This is a genomic window from Kitasatospora hibisci (genome assembly GCF_043950205.1).
Lineage (GTDB): Bacteria > Actinomycetota > Actinomycetes > Streptomycetales > Streptomycetaceae > Kitasatospora > Kitasatospora hibisci.
The window spans coordinates 2,755,320-2,771,757 of record NZ_CP171642.1; the positions used below are offsets into that span (position 1 = coordinate 2,755,320).

Sequence of the window (16,438 nt, forward strand, 5' to 3'; positions counted from 1 at the left end):
CCGAGCCGCCATCAGTCCCACCCGTGGGCGGACGGTCCGTCCACGTCCTCTCCGTCCGGACCGGCCCCGGTCCTCTCCGCATCCAGCGCCTCGCGCACCACCCGGAAGGCCAGACCCTCGGAGTAGCCGCGGCGGGCCAGCATGCCGACCAGCCGGCGCATCCGGGCCTGCCGCTCCAGGCCCCGGGTCGTCCGGAGCCGGCGCTCGACGAGCTCGCGGGCCGCCTCGGTCTCGTCGTCCTGGTCGAGCTGCGCGAGCGCCTGCTCGGCGAGTTCGCCGGCCACGCCCTTGGTCCGCAGTTCCTGGGCCAGCGCACGCCGGGACAGCCCGCGCACGGTGTGCCGGGACTCCACCCAGGACCGGGCGAAGGCCGCGTCGTCGATCAGCCCGACCTCTTCCAGCCGGCTCAGCACCCCGTCGGCGACGTCCTCCGGGATCTCCCGCTGGCGCAGGGCGTCGGCGAGCTGCTTGCGGGTCTTGGCCGCTCCGGTGAGCAGCCGCAGACAGATGTCCCGCGCCCGGGCCTCCGGGTCGGCCGACTCCTCCGCGGCAGCCCGGCGGGGCTGCTCCGAGCGGCGGGAGCGCTGGGCCCCGCGCCGCCCCGCGTGCCCGCGCGACCCGGCGCCGCCCGGGTCGTCGCTGTCCGGGTCGCAGGTGCCCGGGCCATCGCTGTCCAGGGTGTCGTCGCCGGGGGGCACGTCGCCGGCCGGAAGGGCGCTGCCGCGGTCGCCCCGGCCCGGAGCGCGCCCCGGGCCGAACCCGTACTCCTCGTCGACCGGCTCGGACCGCTTGCGGGCACGCCGGCCACCCGGCCGACCGGACGCGGGCGGGAACGAGGCGGCCGCACCCCCGTGACCGGCCGCCTCACCCACCGTCCGGTGGTCGGCGATCGTCTCCTCCGCGAGCGCCGAGCGGCGCCGTCGCCGCCCACCGGGCAGCTCGGACGCCGGCACCAGCCCGAGCCCGCCGCCCAGCAGCCCGGGGCCGTCCTGGACCTCCGGCACGCCCGGACCGCGCCGCGCCGAAGGCCTCACCCGGCCCGGCGCACGAGCGGACTCGGGCCGGGGGTCGGGCTCGGCTTCCGGCCCACGCCCGTACCTGCGCCCGCGCGAGGACTGCGGCTCGGCTTCCGGCTCGGGCTCCGGTTCGGCCACCGCGGCGAACCAGTCCGGCGGGCCGTGGTCGTCGTCCGCCGGGCCGCCGCCGGCCGCCGTGCTGTGCTGCGTCAACGGCTCAGGCCTTCGCGGCCGCCGCCGTCTTCTTCGCCGCGGCCGTCTTGGCGGCGGTCGCGGTGATCGGCTTGGCAGCGGCGTCGGCGGCCGGCTCCTTGCCCTCGGCGGGCTCCTCCGTCTTCGGGCCGATGCCCAGCTTGCCCTTGATCTTGCGCTCGATCTCGTCGGCCAGCTGCGGGTTGTCGCGCAGGAAGTTGCGGGCGTTCTCCTTGCCCTGGCCGAGCTGGTCGCCCTCGTACGTGTACCAGGCACCCGACTTGCGGATGAACCCGTGCTCGACGCCCATGTCGATCAGGCCGCCCTCGCGGCTGATGCCCACGCCGTAGAGGATGTCGAACTCGGCCTGCTTGAACGGCGCGGCGACCTTGTTCTTGACGACCTTCACCCGGGTGCGGTTACCGACCGCCTCGGTGCCGTCCTTCAGGGTCTCGATCCGGCGGATGTCCAGCCGGACGGAGGCGTAGAACTTCAGCGCCCGGCCGCCGGTCGTGGTCTCCGGCGAACCGAACATGACGCCGATCTTCTCGCGGAGCTGGTTGATGAACACCGCGGTGGTGTTCGACTGGTTCAGCGCACCGGCGATCTTTCGCAGCGCCTGGCTCATGAGCCGGGCCTGCAGGCCGACGTGGGAGTCGCCCATCTCGCCCTCGATCTCGGCGCGCGGGACGAGCGCAGCCACCGAGTCGATGATCACCAGGTCGATCGCGCCGGAGCGGATCAGCATGTCGGTGATCTCCAGGGCCTGCTCGCCGGTGTCCGGCTGGCTGACCAGCAGGGCGTCGGTGTCCACGCCGAGCTTCTTGGCGTACTCCGGGTCGAGCGCGTGCTCCGCGTCGACGAAGGCGACCGTGCCACCGGCCCGCTGGGCGTTGGCCGCCAGGTGCAGGGTCAGCGTGGTCTTGCCGGAGGACTCGGGGCCGTAGATCTCGATCACTCGGCCGCGCGGAATGCCGCCGACGCCGAGGGCGACGTCCAGGGCGGTGGACCCGGTGGAGATCACGTCGATCGGCTCGTTGGCCTTCTCGCCGAGGCGCATCACCGAGCCCTTGCCGAACTGCCGCTCGATCTGGGCGAGTGCGGTCTCAAGGGCCTTCTCGCGGTCCGTACCTGCCATGGCTTCCACCCTCGGGTTCTGTGCTGTGCGCTTCATCGTCCTCGACGCTAGCGCGTCCCACTGACAAACGGCCCCGACCGGGCTCGGCCTGTGGAAAACTCCTCGCCGGAGAGTACAAAGAACATCTGTTCGATTCAAGCCGGAGCCCGTTCGACCCGGACCCGTTCGACCCGGACCCGTCCGGGCCGGACCCGTTCGACCCGGCCCGGCCCGCCCTAGCGCTCCCCGCCGCCGCCCTGCGACTCCCGACCCGCGCCGGCACCGGCGGCCGGGTCCGAGCCGGAGCCGGGCTCCGCGCCCGCCCCGACCATCCGCCGCAGCCGGCGCGCGGCCTCCCGGCGCAGCTCCCGCCGGGCCCGCCGCTGCGCCCCCCGGTCGATCCGCGGGTCGGTCGCCACCTCGTAGCGCCGGACGTAGGTGCCGACGAAGCCCTGCAGCGTGGCCGCCGCCGGGATCGCGATCAGCGCGCCCACCGCGCCCAGCAGTGCCGCGCCCGCGATCACCGAGCCGAACGCCACGGCGGGGTGCACGTCCACCGTCCTCGCGGTGATCCGCGGGTGCAGCAGGTAGTTCTCGACCTGCTGGTAGACCACCACGAACACCAGCACCCACAGGGCGTCCACCGGCTCGACGGTGAGCGCGACCAGCACCGGGAGCGCGCCGGCCAGGTACGTCCCGATGGTGGGCACGAACTGCGACATGACGCCGACCCAGACGGCCAGCGCGGCCGAGTACGGGAGGTCCAGGAGGGCGAACATCACCCAGTGCGCGGCCGCCGACGCGACCGCGAGCAGCGCCCGCGAGTACAGGTAGCCGCCGGTCTTGGCCAGCGCGATCTCCCAGGCCCGGAGCACCTCGCCCTGCCTGGCGGGCGGCAGCAGCGAGCAGACGGTCCGCCGCACCCGGGGGCCGTCGGCCGTGAAGTAGAAGGTGAAGAGGCCGACGGTGAAGGCCTGGAAGAGCCCGCCGATCAGGGTGGAGGAGACGCCCCAGACGTTGTCGGCGGCCTGCTGGGCGTAGGACTCGATCGCGCCGGAGTCCTTGAGCAGCTTCTTCTGCAGTTCGTCCAGCGAGAGGTCCTGGTGGAAGGTCCGGTTGATCCAGCCGATCAGGTTGTCGAGCAGGTGCGGGAGGTCGCCGGCGATCTTCGCGACCTGGTCGACCAGCAGGGTGCCGAGCGCGGCCAGGAAGCCCGCCACCGCGATCGCCACCGCGACGAAGACCAGGAAGGTGCCGACGCCCCGGCGCACGCCGCGGGCCGCCATCCGGTCCACCGCCGGCTCCAGCGCCAGCGAGAGGAAGAAGGAGACCAGCAGCATCACGAAGAGGTCGATCAGCTGGTGGAAGGCCCAGTCGGCGAGCTTGAACAGCCCGACCATCACCAGCGCGAGCACCATCGCACGCGGCAGCCAGCGCGGCATCCCCGCGCCCCAGAGCCCGCCGGCCGCGCCGGGATCGGCGACCACGCCGGGATCGGAGGCGGCTTCCGGAGCGGGCTGCGGGCCCGCGGCCTCGTCGGCGACCCGCGCCGGCCTGTCCGAATTCTGGGGTTCTGCGCTGCTTGCCACCCGAACAGTCTGGCCCATGCCCGCAACCCGCCCGGGCACCGGGCACCGGCCGCCGCGGGCACCCGGCGGCCGGTGCCCGGACGCGTCAGCGCAGCAGCGCCGAGACGCCCTGGGTGTCGCAGACCACGCGCCAGACGTCCTTGGCCTCCCAGCCCGCGTCCAGCGCCTGGCGCACCGTCCGCCCGCCCAGCTCGGCCATCACGTGGTCGGTGGCGAAGGACTCCGCGTACGCCTCGCCGAAGTGGGCGTACATCCGTCGCCAGAACTCGGTCAGCCTCATGCCGACCAGTATCCCGGACCGGTCCCCGGCGCGGGCGGCCGCCAGTCCGCCGCGTCCAGCGCGTACTCGACCTCGCCCAGCTCGGTGCCCGGGATCGGCTCCGGATGGTCCTCGTGGAAGGTCCGGACGTAGCGGAGCCCGGCCTTCTCCATCACCCGGCGCGAGCCGCTGTTGACCGCCATCGTGTACGCCACCACCCGGCGCACGCCGAGCCGGGCGAAACCCTGGTCGACCAGCGCCCGCGCGCCCTCGGTGGCGTAGCCACGCCCCCAGGCCGGCCGGCGCAACCGGTAGCCGAGCTCGATCTCGCCCGGGTCCTCCCGGTCCGGCGGACGGAACTCGAACCAGCCGAGGAAGGCCCCGCCGTCCCGCTCCTCGGCCGCCCACCAGCCGAGGTCGCCGTAGCGCTCGTAGTGGTCGAAGTAGAGCGGCAGCAGGGTGTCCTCGACCTGCTGCCGCGGAGTGGCCCGGCCGCCGGTCAGGTAGCGCATCACCTCGGGATCGCCGTCCAGCTCGACCAACCGGTCGGTGTCGGCCGCGGTGAACCGGCGCAGGACCAGCCGTTCGGTGGTGAGGTGGACGTCCATCCCCCGATCCTCGCCCACGGCCCGCCCGCCCGTCACCGGGTTTTCCGCCCCCGACCCGCCGCCCTCCGGCGCCCGCCCGGCACCCCGCCGTCAGGCCCCTCCGACGCTCAGTGCGGGAGCATCAGCGTGCCCGCCCCGTAGTACTGGCGGTCCCCGCAGGCCTGCGGCCCCGGCGGACAGGAGGCGGCCGCGGTCGTCGCCAGCAGTTCGGCGAGCCGGTCCGAGCCCCAGTCCGGGTGGAGCGCCGCGGCCACCGCGACCGCGCCGGTCACGTGCGCCGCCGCCATCGAGGTGCCGGCCAGGGCCGCGTACTGCCCGTCGGGCCAGTCGGAGACGATCGCGCCCTGCGGGCCGCCGTCCGGGTCCCCGCCGGGCGCGGCCAGCGAGACCCGGCCGCGTCCGTAGTTGGAGTACGCCGAGGGGTGGCCGTCCCGGTTGAGGGCGGTCACCGTGACCACCCCGGGCAGCTCGCCCGGCAACCGGACGCACTCGGTGCCGAGGTAGCGGGACTGCGCCGGACCGGACGTACGGTCGTTGGGGCTGCGGTCGTCGGCGCGGGGGGCGCCGAGGTCCTGCCCGTCGTTGCCGGCCGAGGCCACGACCACGGCGCCCTGCCGCCGGGCGTAGCCGACCGCGCGGTCCACCGCTGCGGTCAGCGCGGCCTGGTCGCGGTCCTGCGGGCAGTTGTACTTCCACGGGTCGGCGAAGTAGCTGTTGTTGATCGCCTTGGCGCCGTGGTCGGCGGACCAGAGCATGCCGCAGACGATGTTCTCCGCGTAGTACTGGCCGAGCGGGCCGAGCAGCCGGACGGCGGCGATCCGCACACCCGGCGCCACCCCGCTGACGCCGTGGCCGTCCCGGGCGGCGCCGACGATCCCGGCGACGTGGGTGCCGTGGCCGCTCTCGCCCACTCCGGGGTCGGGCCGCCAGGCGCCGGTCCGGGCGTCGGGGCGGCCGTCGGCGCAGGAGGCGGAGCTCTTCGGGTCGACGGCGGCCCGCAGGTCCGGGTGGGTGTCGTCGACGCCGGAGTCGAGGACGGCGACCAGCACCCGACGCAGCGCGTCGGCCGCCGGTGCGCCGGGGCCGGGCGAGGGCGTGCGCAGCACCGTGGGTGAGGTGTCGCCGCCCGGGCCGCCGACGACGCCGAGCATGGCGAGGTTCCAGGCGTCGCGCTCGCCGGGGTCGGCCACGGTCGCGGTGGTGTCGTCCGCGCCGTCCGCCGTGCGGCTGCCGCCGAAGTCCCCGGACCCTTCGGTGCCGTGTCCGGCGAGGACGCCCGGTCCCCCGGCGCCGTGTCCGTTCTCGGCTCCGCCGTCGGTGCTGCGCCCGCCGTCGGCGCGGTCGACGCCGATCCCCGCGCGGAAGTCCCCCGCGCCGTCGAGCGGTCGGGGCGGACTGGGCACCGGAGCGGTCCGGGTGGCGCCGACCATGGCCACCCCGGGCCTGGCCCGGACCTTGTCGGCGAACCCCCCGGTGCCGTACGCGAGCACCACCCCGATCTGCGGGTACTCCTGGACGACCTGGCCCCCGGCCGCCCGGGCCTCGCCGCCGACCCGGGCCGCGCCGGCGGCGTCCGCCTGCTCGGCCAGCACGAGGTAGCTGAGGTAGGACCGACCCGGCCCGGCCACGTACGGGACGGCGCCCCCGACCACCAGCGCGGTGAGCAGCATGGCGAGCAGCGCCCGGAGGGGCCCCTGGGCCCGCCCCCGGCGGCGCCGGGCGGGACCACTGCCGGACGGGTGCGCCTGCGCCATCGCACGGTCTCCGCTCGTCGGTCCCGGTGGTCAGGGAGGGTCGGGCCACCGGGGAGGCCCGGCGGCCACGGAAGGATCATGTGTCTGAGTCATCACCATATGAGCTGTTTGTCCATTCTGCCTTCCCGGCTGCTCTGCCCGTCCCGGCCCGACCGCATCCGCTCGGTGACGACGGCCGGCCCCCGATGTCGGTGCCACCCGGCACCATGGGGGCATGGCGCCGCAGAACCGCACCCAGCCGCCCGCCGACCCGCTGGCCGGCTTCGCCCCGGCCACCCGGGCCTGGTTCACGGGCGCCTTCCACGCGCCCACCACCGCGCAGGCCGAGGCCTGGCAGGCCATCGGCCGGGGGACGGACGTCCTGGTGGTCGCCCCCACCGGCTCCGGCAAGACGCTCGCGGCCTTCCTCTCCGCACTCGACCGCCTCAGCAGCACCCCGCCTCCCGCCGAACCCAAGCGCCGCTGCCGGGTGCTCTACGTCTCGCCGCTCAAGGCCCTCGCCGTCGACGTCGAGCGGAACCTGCGCGCCCCGTTGGCCGGCCTGCACCAGGCCGCCGTCCGGCTCGGCCTGCCCGAGCCCGACGTCGAGGTCGGCATCCGCTCCGGCGACACCCCCGCCGCCGACCGCCGACGCTTCGCCACCCACCCGCCGGACATCCTGATCACCACCCCCGAGTCGCTCTTCCTGCTGCTCACCTCCGCCTCCCGCGAGGCTCTGCGCGGCATCGACACGGTGATCCTGGACGAGGTGCACGCCGTCGCCGGCACCAAGCGCGGCGCCCACCTCGCGCTCTCGCTTGAGCGGCTGGACGAACTGCTGGACCGCCCGGCCCGCCGGATCGGCCTCTCCGCCACCGTCCGCCCGGTCGAGGAGGTGGCCCGCTTCCTCAGCCCGCGGCGCGGCGCCGCCGTGGTCCAGCCGGCCGCCGCCAAGGAGTTCGACCTCTCCGTGGTCGTCCCCGTCCCGGACCTCGACGACCTGCCCGCCGCACCGGCCGGCCCGGGTGCGGAGACCGACCCGGCCCGGCAGGCGTCGATCTGGCCGCACGTCGAGGAGCGGATCGTCGACCTGGTCGCGGCGCACCGCTCGACCATCGTCTTCGCCAACTCCCGCCGCCTCGCCGAGCGGCTCTGCAACCGGCTCAACGAGATCGCCCACGAACGGGCCACCGGGTCCACCGCACCCGAGGCCCACGCCCCGGCCCAGCTGATGGGCGGCTCCGGCGCCGCCAGGGGCGTCCCGGCAGTGATCGCCCGGGCCCACCACGGCTCGGTCTCCAAGGAGCAGCGCGCACTGGTCGAGGAGGAGCTCAAGGCCGGCCGGCTGCCCGCCGTGGTCGCCACCTCCAGCCTGGAGCTCGGCATCGACATGGGCGCCGTCGAGCTGGTGGTCCAGGTCGAGTCCCCGCCCTCGGTCGCCTCCGGCCTCCAGCGGGTCGGCCGGGCCGGCCACCAGGTCGGCGCCGTCTCCACCGGCGTCTTCTTCCCCAAGTACCGGGGGGACCTCGTCCAGTCGGCCGTCGTCACCGAGCGGATGCGGTCGGGCCGGATCGAGGCGCTGCGCATCCCGCGCAACCCGCTGGACGTGCTCGCCCAGCAGCTGGTGGCGATGACGGCGCTGGACGCCTGGCCGGTCGACGACCTCCTCGCCGTGGTCCGCCGGGCGGCGCCGTTCGCCACCCTGCCGCAGTCCGCCTTCGACGCCGTGCTCGACATGCTGGCCGGCCGCTATCCCTCGGACGCCTTCGCCGAGCTGCGCCCCCGCCTGGTCTGGGACCGGGTGGCCGGCACCGTCACCGGCCGCCCCGGCGCCCAGCGGCTCGCCGTCACCTCCGGCGGGACGATCCCCGACCGCGGCCTGTTCGGCGTCTTCATCGCCGGGGCTGACCCCAAGAAGGGCGGCGGCCGGGTCGGGGAGCTCGACGAGGAGATGGTCTACGAGTCCCGCGTCGGCGACGTCTTCACCCTGGGCACCACCTCCTGGCGGATCCAGGAGATCACCCACGACAAGGTGCTGGTCACCCCGGCCCCCGGCGTGCCCGGCCGGCTCCCGTTCTGGAAGGGCGACACCCTCGGCCGCCCGCTCGAACTGGGGCGGGCCCTCGGCGCCTTCACCCGCGAGCTGGGCGCCCTCGCCCCCGAGGCCGCCACCGCGCGGCTCAAGCAGGCCGGGCTGGACGACTGGGCCGCCGCCAACCTGCTCGACTACCTCGCCGAGCAGCGCACCGCCTGCGGCCACCTCCCGGACGACCGCACCATCGTGGTGGAGCGCTTCCGCGACGAACTGGGCGACTGGCGGATCGTCATCCACTCCCCCTTCGGCGCCCAGGTGCACGCGCCCTGGGCCCTCGCCCTCGGCGCCCGGCTGCGCGAGAAGCACGGTCTCGACCCGCAGGTCATGCACGCCGACGACGGCATCGTGCTCCGGCTCCCGGACGCCGACCTGCTGGCCCCCGACTTCGACTTCGGCCGCCCGGCCGGGAGACCGGCCGGCGACGACGCCCCGGTCGGCGCCGACGCCGCCCTCTTCGACCCGGGCGAGATCGAGCAGCTCGTCACCGACCAGGTCGGCGGCTCGGCGCTGTTCGCCTCCCGGTTCCGCGAGTGCGCGGGGCGCGCGCTGCTGCTCCCGCGCCGCAATCCCGGCAAGCGCACCCCGCTCTGGCAGCAGCGCCAGCGCGCCGCCCAGCTCCTCGAAGTCGCCTCCGAGTACGGCTCCTTCCCGATCGTCCTGGAGGCGGTCCGGGAGTGCCTCCAGGACGTCTTCGACGTCCCCGGGTTGGTCGAGCTCATGGGGGACCTCGAATCCCGGGCCGTCCGCCTGGTCGAGGTCACCACCCCCGAGCCCTCCCCGTTCGCCCGCTCCCTGCTCTTCGGCTACGTCGCGCAGTTCCTCTACGAGGGCGACTCCCCGCTGGCGGAGCGCCGCGCCGCCGCCCTCTCGCTCGACTCGCGCCTGCTCTCCGAGCTGCTCGGCCAGGCTGAGCTGCGCGAACTGCTCGACCCGCAGGTCCTCGCCGAACTGGAGGCCGAGCTCCAGCGCCTCACCCCCGACCGACGGATCAAGGACGCCGAGGGCGTCGCCGACGCCCTGCGGCTGCTCGGCCCGCTCTCCGAGGCCGAGCTCACCGCCCGCGGCGCCGAGCCGTTCTGGGCCCTGGAGCTGGAGGCCGCCCGCCGGGTGATCGCGGTCCGCATCGCCGGCGAGCAGCGCTGGGCCGCCGTCGAGGACGCCGGGCGCCTGCGCGACGCCCTCGGCACCCCGCTGCCGGTCGGCGTCCCGGAGGCCTTCACCGAGCCGGTCAAGGACCCGCTCGGCGACCTCCTCGCCCGGTACGCCCGCACACACGGCCCGTTCACCGCCTCCGAGGCCGCCGCCCGCTTCGGCCTGGGCGCCGCCGTGGTCACCGGCGCCCTGCACCGGCTCACCGCCTCCGGCCGCCTGGTCCAGGGCGAGTTCCGCCCGCCCGGCGCCCACCTCCCCGCCGGGGAGACCCCGGGCGCGGGCGCCCTCGACGGCCGCACCGCCACCGTCGAGTGGTGCGACGCGGAGGTGCTGCGCCGGCTGCGCCGCCGTTCGCTGGCGGCACTGCGCCAGGAGGTCGAGCCCGTGCCGCCACGCGCCCTGGCCGCCTTCCTCCCCCAGTGGCAGCACCTGGCCGGCCACCGGCTGCGCGGCCCCGACGGGCTGCTCCGGGTGGTCGAGCAGCTCCAGGGCACCGCCCTCCCCGCCTCCGCGCTGGAGAAGCTGATCCTCCCGGCCCGGCTCGCCGACTACACCCCCGGCCTGCTGGACGGGCTGATGGCGGCCGGCGAGATCGGCTGGTCCGGCGCCGGCGCCCTGCCCGGCAAGGACGGATGGATCAGCCTGCACCTCGCCGAGAACGCCCACCTGCTGCGCCCCGATCCGGTGGCGCCCGCCGTCACCCCGGTGCACACCGCGCTGATGGAGGCGCTGGCGGGCGGCTACGGCCTGTTCTTCCGCCAACTGGTCGCCCACCTCCCGGACACCCCCGAGCCCGAGCTCGTCGAAGCCCTCTGGGACCTGGTCTGGGCCGGCTACGTCAGCAACGACACGCTGGCCCCGCTGCGCGCCCTGCTCGGCTCGGGCCGCACGGCCGGGTCGACGGCCCACCGGGCACCCCGGGCCGCCCCGCGCGGCCGCTACGGCGGGGCGGGCCGTCCGTTCGGCCGGGCCGGCGGAGCCCTGCGCGGCGGCCCGCCGTCGGCGGCCGGCCGCTGGTCGCTGCTGCCGGCGCTCGCCGCCGACCCGACCGTCCGGGCCACCGCCCAGGCGCAGAACCTGCTGGACCGGCACGGCCTGCTCACCCGGGGCACGGTGGCGGCCGAACGGGTCCCGGGCGGCTTCGCCGGCGTCTACCGCGTGCTGGCCGCGATGGAGGAGCGCGGTCGGGCCCGCCGGGGGTACTTCGTGGAGGGGCTGGGCGGCGCCCAGTTCGCCATGGAGGGCGCCGCGGACCGGCTGCGCTCGGTCAACGGGCGGCTGGAGCGGGCCCGGGCCGCCGAGTGGCCGGCCGGCCCGGCGGCCGAACCGCCCCAGGTGCTGGTGCTGGCGGCCGCCGACCCGGCCAACGCGTACGGCGCCGCCCTGCCCTGGCCCGATCCGCCCACCGCCCCGGGCGCCAGGGAGGCCAAGGCGCACCGGCCCGGCCGCAAGGCGGGCGCCCTGGTGGTCCTGGTCGACGGCGAGCTGGCCCTCTACGTCGAGCGCGGCGGCAAGTCCCTGCTGGCGTGGGCGCAACAGGAGGCCACCGTCGCGGCGGCCGCCGCAGCGCTGGCCTCGGCCGTCCGGCAGGGCGCGCTCGGCAGCGTCACGGTCGAGCGGGCCAACGGCGAGCAGGCCCTGGGCTCGGCGCTCGGCACCGCGTTGGAGGAGGCAGGCTTCCACGCCACCCCGCGCGGGCTGCGCCTACGGCCCTGAGCTCGGGCCCGCCAGGGGCTCAGGGCGGGCCCGGCAGGCCCCGGCCCGGAACGAACCGGTTCCGGACACGACGAAGGCCGTGAGGCGGGATCCCGCCTCACGGCCTCAGGACGCACGACTGCGCCCCAGTACCGCACGACTCCTGGTCACCCGATCGGAGGCTCCGCCTCCGTCCGGGCCTCCGGCTCACCCGTTCGGCGCCGCACCGGACCGGTGGAGCACCAGTCCGCATGGATCGGGATCAGCCCCAGCCCCCAACCGCCGGCCGCGAGCAGCCCCAGCGCGGCACCGTCCGCCGGCTGGCCCTGGATCACGAACAACCAGAGACCGGACCCGACCGCCAACAACGGAAGGACCAGCCTCAGTGGCCGGGGCACCGGCCGCCGCACCCGTATTCGGGCACCGCCTCGCGCTGTCGCAGCTCTCCGCACGACCGCCCTCCTCGGCTCGTCCCGGGCACCGGGCGCCCGGGCATCGAGGCCGGATCAGGCGGCGACCACGTCCATCGCGGCGGTCTTGGGCGAGAGGTTCGCCCGGTCGGCGCCGGGGGCGGGCAGCGGTACCGGTTCGAGCACCGGCCTCAGCAGTTCACCTTCGGAGAGGGTGGCCATCGCCGCAAGTTCGGCGAGCGACAGTTCGTCGCTGACCTCGCGCATGACCTCGGACATACGGACGTCGAGTGCGTCGCAGATCGCGGAGAGCAGCTCCGAGGAGGCCTCCTTCTGTCCCCGCTCGACCTCGGAGAGGTACCCGAGCGAAACCCTGGCGGCCGCCGACACCTCGCGGAGTGTGCGGCCCTGGCGCTGGCGCTGCCGACGCAGTACATCGCCCAGTAGGCGACGGAGCAGGATCATCGGTGCCTCCCTCCTCGGACTGCGGATCGAGATGTCACGCCCCCACCGTACCGCCTTGCCCGCTTCGCGTGCGGGGACCATGGTCGTGTTCACTCTGGGCTGCAAGGCTGTCCCCTCCCCTGTCTCGGTGTCGAATCCGGACCGACGGGCACGTCCCCGCGCCCTCCGCGCGGCACCCGGCCACCGCCAAGCCACTCGTTCGCCACCTGGTTTCTGCCCAACCAGGCCCTTCGATGTAACACGATCCTCCCGTCGCACCGTGCCCGGATGCCGGTTCGGCAGATCTCGGTTCGGTGGAGATCTGCCCCAGCAGGGGGTTTCCTGAGAAGTTCCTGCGAAGCTCCGGCGAAACCGGCGCGGTACCGGGACCGTTGGAGCAGCGCAGAGGCGTCTGGCGACGGGTCAGCGTGCGGACGATCCGGACGGGAGCCGCCCGACGAGCAGCTCCAGGGCGGCGGTCACCGCCCCGTGACGGATTGTGGCACGCTCGCCCGTCAGCCGGGGCGAACTGACCAGAGTTCCCCCCGGACCGGCGACCGCCAGGTGTACGGTGCCCACCGGCTGCCCGTCCTGCGGCTCCGGACCGGCGACCCCGGTCGTCGCGAGCCCGTACGTGGCCCCCAGCAGCAGCCGCACGCCCTCCGCCATCTGCCGCGCCACCACCGGGTGGACGGCGCCGTGCACGGCCAGCAGTCCCTCGTCGACGCCCAGCACCGAGGCCTTCAGCTCGGTCGCGTACGCGGTGACCGACCCCCGGAAGGTCGCGGACGCCCCGGGGACGTCCACCAGTGCGGCCGCCAGGAGCCCGCCGGTGAGCGACTCGGCCACCGCCACCGTGCTGCCCTCGCCGCGCAGCGCGGCGTGCGCCTTCGCCGCCAGCTCGAAGTCCCTGTCGTCCACCCCGTCCGCCCCTCTCACCTGCCGGCGCGCTCCGCGGCCAGCCCCTCGCGGCGCAGGCGCAGCGCCTGACCCACGTAGTCCAGTGCGGTGCCGACGGTCAGCAGCACCGCCAGCCCCATCAGTACGGCCCGGGCGGTGGCCAGCCAGCCGGTCAGCTCCAGGACGTACATGCCGACCGCGATGCCCTGGGTGAGCGTCTTCAGCTTGCCGCCCCGGCTGGCCGGGATGACGCCGTAGCGGATCACCCAGAACCGCATCAGGGTGATGCCGAGCTCGCGGGCCAGGATCACCACGGTGACCCACCACGGCAGGTCACCCAGGATCGACAGCCCGATCAGCGCCGAGCCCATGATCGCCTTGTCGGCGATCGGGTCCGCGATCTTCCCGAAGTCGGTGACCAGGCCCTTGCGCCGGGCCAGCTCGCCGTCGAACAGGTCGGTGATCATCGCGATGGCGAACGCGGCCCAGGCGACCGAGCGCCACTTCGGGTCGTGCCCGCCGTCGGCGAAGAGCAGCGCCACGAAGACCGGCACCAGCAGCAGCCGGAGCATCGTGAGCATGTTGGCGATGTTCCAGATCCCCGGCGACGGCGGCACCGCGGCCGCCGGTCTGCCCGGGTGGGCCGCGGTCGGGGCGCCTGGCCCCTGGATCATGCCCCGACCCCCGGCGCCTCGGCCCCCGACGTCCTCGGCAGCCGCACCTGCTCCAGCGCCTCGGCGACCAGGTCGACGCCCTCGCTGGCGACCACGCGGGCCCGGTAGAACTGGCCGACCTCGGGGTGGTCCACGCCGGTGAGCGTGGTCTGGCCGTCCGTCTCGGGCGCCTGGTGGGCGGCGCGGCCCTCGACCAGGTCGCCGTCCACGGACTCGATCAACACCTCGACCTCGGTGCCGATCCGCTGCTCGGCCCGCTGGGCGGTCATCTCCTCGGCGAGCCTGGAGAGCCGGTTCAGCCGGTCCGCGACCACGTCCTCGGGCAGCTTGCCGTCGTAGGTGGCGGCCTCGGTGCCGTCCTCGTCGGAGTAGCCGAAGACGCCGATCGCGTCCAGGCCGGCGTGCGTGACGAACCGCTCCAGCTCCGCGAAGTCCTCCTCGGTCTCACCCGGGAAGCCGACGATGAAGTTGGACCGGGCGCCGGCCTGCGGGGCCTTGCCGCGGATGGTCCCGAGCAGTTCCAGGAACTGGTCGGTGGAGCCGAAGCGGCGCATCCGGCGCAGCACGGCGGGCGCCGAGTGCTGGAACGAGAGGTCGAAGTAGGGCACCACGTCGGTGGTGCCGGTCATCGCGTCGATCAGCCCCGGCCGCATCTCGGCCGGCTGCAGGTAGGAGACCCGGACCCGCTCGACGCCCTCGATGGCCGAGATCTCTCCGAGCAGCGTCTCCAGCAGCCGGATGTCGCCGAGGTCCTTGCCGTACGAGGTGTTGTTCTCGCTGACCAGGACGACCTCGCGGACGCCCTGCGAGGCCAGCCACTGGGCCTCCTGCAGCACGTCGGAGGGGCGGCGCGAGATGAAGGAGCCGCGGAAGGCCGGAATGGCGCAGAAGGAGCAGCGGCGGTCGCAGCCGGAGGCGAGCTTCACGGAGGCCACCGGGCTGTCGTCCAGCCGCTTGCGCAGGGTGCGCGGGCCGGAGGCGGGGGCGAGGCCGTCCGGGAGGTCGGCGATGGGCTCGGCCTCGGACTGGGCACCGTGGCCCGGCAGGGCGACCTCGGCGGCGGCCGCCTGGCGCTCGACCGGGCTCAGCGGCAGCAGCTTGCGGCGGTCGCGCGGGATGTGCGGGGCGTGGTGGCCACCGGAGAGGATGGTCTGCAGGCGGTCGGAGATGTCGGAGTAGTCGTCGAAGCCGAGCACGCCGTCGGCCTCGGGGAGCGCGTCGGCGAGTTCCTTGCCGTAGCGCTCGGCCATGCATCCCACGGCCACGACGGCCTGGGTACGGCCGTGGCCCTTGAGGTCGTTGGCCTCCAGCAGGGCGTCCACGGAGTCCTTCTTGGCGGCTTCGACGAAGCCGCAGGTGTTGACGACGGCGACGTCGGCTTCGGCGGCGTCGTCGACCAGCAACCAGCCGTCGGCTTCCAGTCGCCCGGCGAGTTCCTCGGAGTCCACCTCGTTGCGGGCGCATCCGAGCGTGACAAGGGCGACAGTACGGCGTTCAGGCATAGGGCCAAGATTAACGCGCGGCCGCCGGAGCCGTTTGCCCCGGAGGCCGCGCGCCACCGATTACCGGATCTTCACAGGGCTCGCAGGGCCCCTGCGGTCAGCCCGCCTGCGGGTCGCCGGGGGTGTACGTGACGTGCACCACCTGGCCGTTCTTGCCCGCCGGACCGAGGTCCTTGCCGTTGACGTACACGTGCACGGCTCCGGCGTTGCCGATCACCAGCTTGATCTGCTTGGGGTCGGTGAAGGTCTGGTCCTGACCCTCCTCGATGTTGTTCTGGAAGAGCGACTTGCCGTTGCCGTCCAGCGCGGAGACCCAGCTGGTGTCCTTCTCGGCCACCAGTTTCACGGTGACCTTGTCCGCCGGGGCGGCCGCGATCGCCGCGACGCTGGGCGCCGGAGCGGGCGGCTGGACGCTGGGCGACGGCGCCGCGGCGAGGGAGCCGGTGCCGGAGCCGCTGGGCAGCGGCGCGCTGGCGGAGCCGGCCGTGGTGCCGCCGGTCTTGCCGCTCACCAGGTTGAAGCCGATCAGGGCGACCACCGCGACGATCGCGGCGACCATCGCGACGGTCCAGTTCGGCCGGCCGCGGTTGGGCACCTTGATCGGGGCGTTCTCGATCAGCTGGGTCGGGCGCTTGGAGGCCGGGGCACCGCCGTGCGCGGCGTCGTAGCGCTCCACCAGGGCCTCGCCGTCGACGCCCACCGCCCGGGCGATGGAGCGGATATGGCCACGGGCGTAGAAGTCGCCGCCGCAGCGGGCGAAGTCGTCCTCCTCGATGGCATGCACGATCGGCACCCGGACCCGGGTGGCGGTACTCACCTGATCCACCGTGAGTCGGGCCTCGATCCGGGCAGCGGAGAGCACCCGGCCGATGCTCACGGCATCGGCCGTCTGCTCCGCGCCGCCGGACGGCTGGGCGGACGACGGGGCGTTCTCGCGGTCGGGGGACTTGCCGATGGTCACGGGGCACGCCTTTCGAGCGGATGGCCACCTGCTGGGGAACAGTCTAGGGGCGTGGGCGGATCGTTTCTCAAGCGGAACAGGACCGAATGCG

12 protein-coding genes are annotated in these 16,438 nt (G+C 74.9%); 1 reads left to right on the forward strand and 11 read right to left on the reverse strand.

Features of this window, described 5'->3' with window-relative positions; all coding sequences use genetic code 11:
• Nucleotides 1-11: 11 nt before the first annotated feature.
• The 6 genes from ACF9IK_RS11715 to ACF9IK_RS11740 form a co-directional block, all read right to left on the reverse strand.
• Entirely contained in the window at nt 12-1,229 is a 1,218-nt protein-coding gene (locus tag ACF9IK_RS11715; RefSeq protein WP_395294178.1) for a RecX family transcriptional regulator, read from the reverse strand.
• Between the two features lie 4 nt (nt 1,230-1,233).
• Complete coding sequence (gene recA / locus ACF9IK_RS11720; RefSeq protein WP_395294179.1) at nt 1,234-2,346, reverse strand: recombinase RecA; 1,113 nt, start codon at nt 2,344-2,346, stop codon at nt 1,234-1,236.
• 215 nt (nt 2,347-2,561) lie between these two features.
• Nucleotides 2,562-3,914, reverse strand: a complete 1,353-nt coding sequence (locus ACF9IK_RS11725; protein WP_395294180.1) for an AI-2E family transporter — start codon at nt 3,912-3,914, stop codon at nt 2,562-2,564.
• Nucleotides 3,915-3,999: 85 nt separating this feature from the next.
• Complete coding sequence (locus tag ACF9IK_RS11730) at nt 4,000-4,194, reverse strand: DUF3046 domain-containing protein (RefSeq protein ID WP_395294181.1); 195 nt, start codon at nt 4,192-4,194, stop codon at nt 4,000-4,002.
• Nucleotides 4,191-4,781 carry a GNAT family N-acetyltransferase gene (locus tag ACF9IK_RS11735; RefSeq protein WP_395294182.1) on the reverse strand — a complete coding sequence of 197 codons (591 nt, stop codon included), beginning with the start codon at nt 4,779-4,781 and terminating at the stop codon, nt 4,191-4,193. The genes ACF9IK_RS11730 and ACF9IK_RS11735 overlap by 4 nt, the downstream gene beginning before the upstream one ends.
• A gap of 107 nt (nt 4,782-4,888) precedes the next feature.
• Nucleotides 4,889-6,535 carry a S8 family serine peptidase gene (locus ACF9IK_RS11740; protein WP_395294183.1) on the reverse strand — a complete coding sequence of 549 codons (1,647 nt, stop codon included), beginning with the start codon at nt 6,533-6,535 and terminating at the stop codon, nt 4,889-4,891.
• A gap of 214 nt (nt 6,536-6,749) precedes the next feature.
• Between ACF9IK_RS11740 and ACF9IK_RS11745 the strand changes: the two genes are divergently transcribed.
• Nucleotides 6,750-11,477 carry an ATP-dependent helicase gene (locus ACF9IK_RS11745; protein ID WP_395294184.1) on the forward strand — a complete coding sequence of 1,576 codons (4,728 nt, stop codon included), beginning with the start codon at nt 6,750-6,752 and terminating at the stop codon, nt 11,475-11,477.
• 485 nt (nt 11,478-11,962) lie between these two features.
• On the opposite strand, the gene ACF9IK_RS11750 is transcribed toward ACF9IK_RS11745, so the two are convergent.
• The 5 genes from ACF9IK_RS11750 to ACF9IK_RS11770 form a co-directional block, all read right to left on the reverse strand.
• Complete coding sequence (locus ACF9IK_RS11750; protein ID WP_313765720.1) at nt 11,963-12,331, reverse strand: helix-turn-helix domain-containing protein; 369 nt, start codon at nt 12,329-12,331, stop codon at nt 11,963-11,965.
• Nucleotides 12,332-12,733: 402 nt separating this feature from the next.
• On the reverse strand, nt 12,734-13,210 hold the full coding sequence (locus tag ACF9IK_RS11755; RefSeq protein ID WP_395298545.1) for a CinA family protein: 477 nt from the start codon (nt 13,208-13,210) through the stop codon (nt 12,734-12,736).
• 35 nt (nt 13,211-13,245) lie between these two features.
• Nucleotides 13,246-13,884: a CDP-diacylglycerol--glycerol-3-phosphate 3-phosphatidyltransferase gene (gene pgsA / locus ACF9IK_RS11760; protein ID WP_238863990.1), complete on the reverse strand. Its 639-nt coding sequence runs from the start codon at nt 13,882-13,884 to the stop codon at nt 13,246-13,248.
• On the reverse strand, nt 13,881-15,386 hold the full coding sequence (gene rimO / locus ACF9IK_RS11765; protein WP_395294185.1) for a 30S ribosomal protein S12 methylthiotransferase RimO: 1,506 nt from the start codon (nt 15,384-15,386) through the stop codon (nt 13,881-13,883). The genes pgsA and rimO overlap by 4 nt, the downstream gene beginning before the upstream one ends.
• Nucleotides 15,387-15,483: 97 nt before the next feature.
• Nucleotides 15,484-16,347: a helix-turn-helix domain-containing protein gene (locus ACF9IK_RS11770; RefSeq protein ID WP_395294186.1), complete on the reverse strand. Its 864-nt coding sequence runs from the start codon at nt 16,345-16,347 to the stop codon at nt 15,484-15,486.
• Between the last annotated feature and the right edge of the window lie 91 nt (nt 16,348-16,438).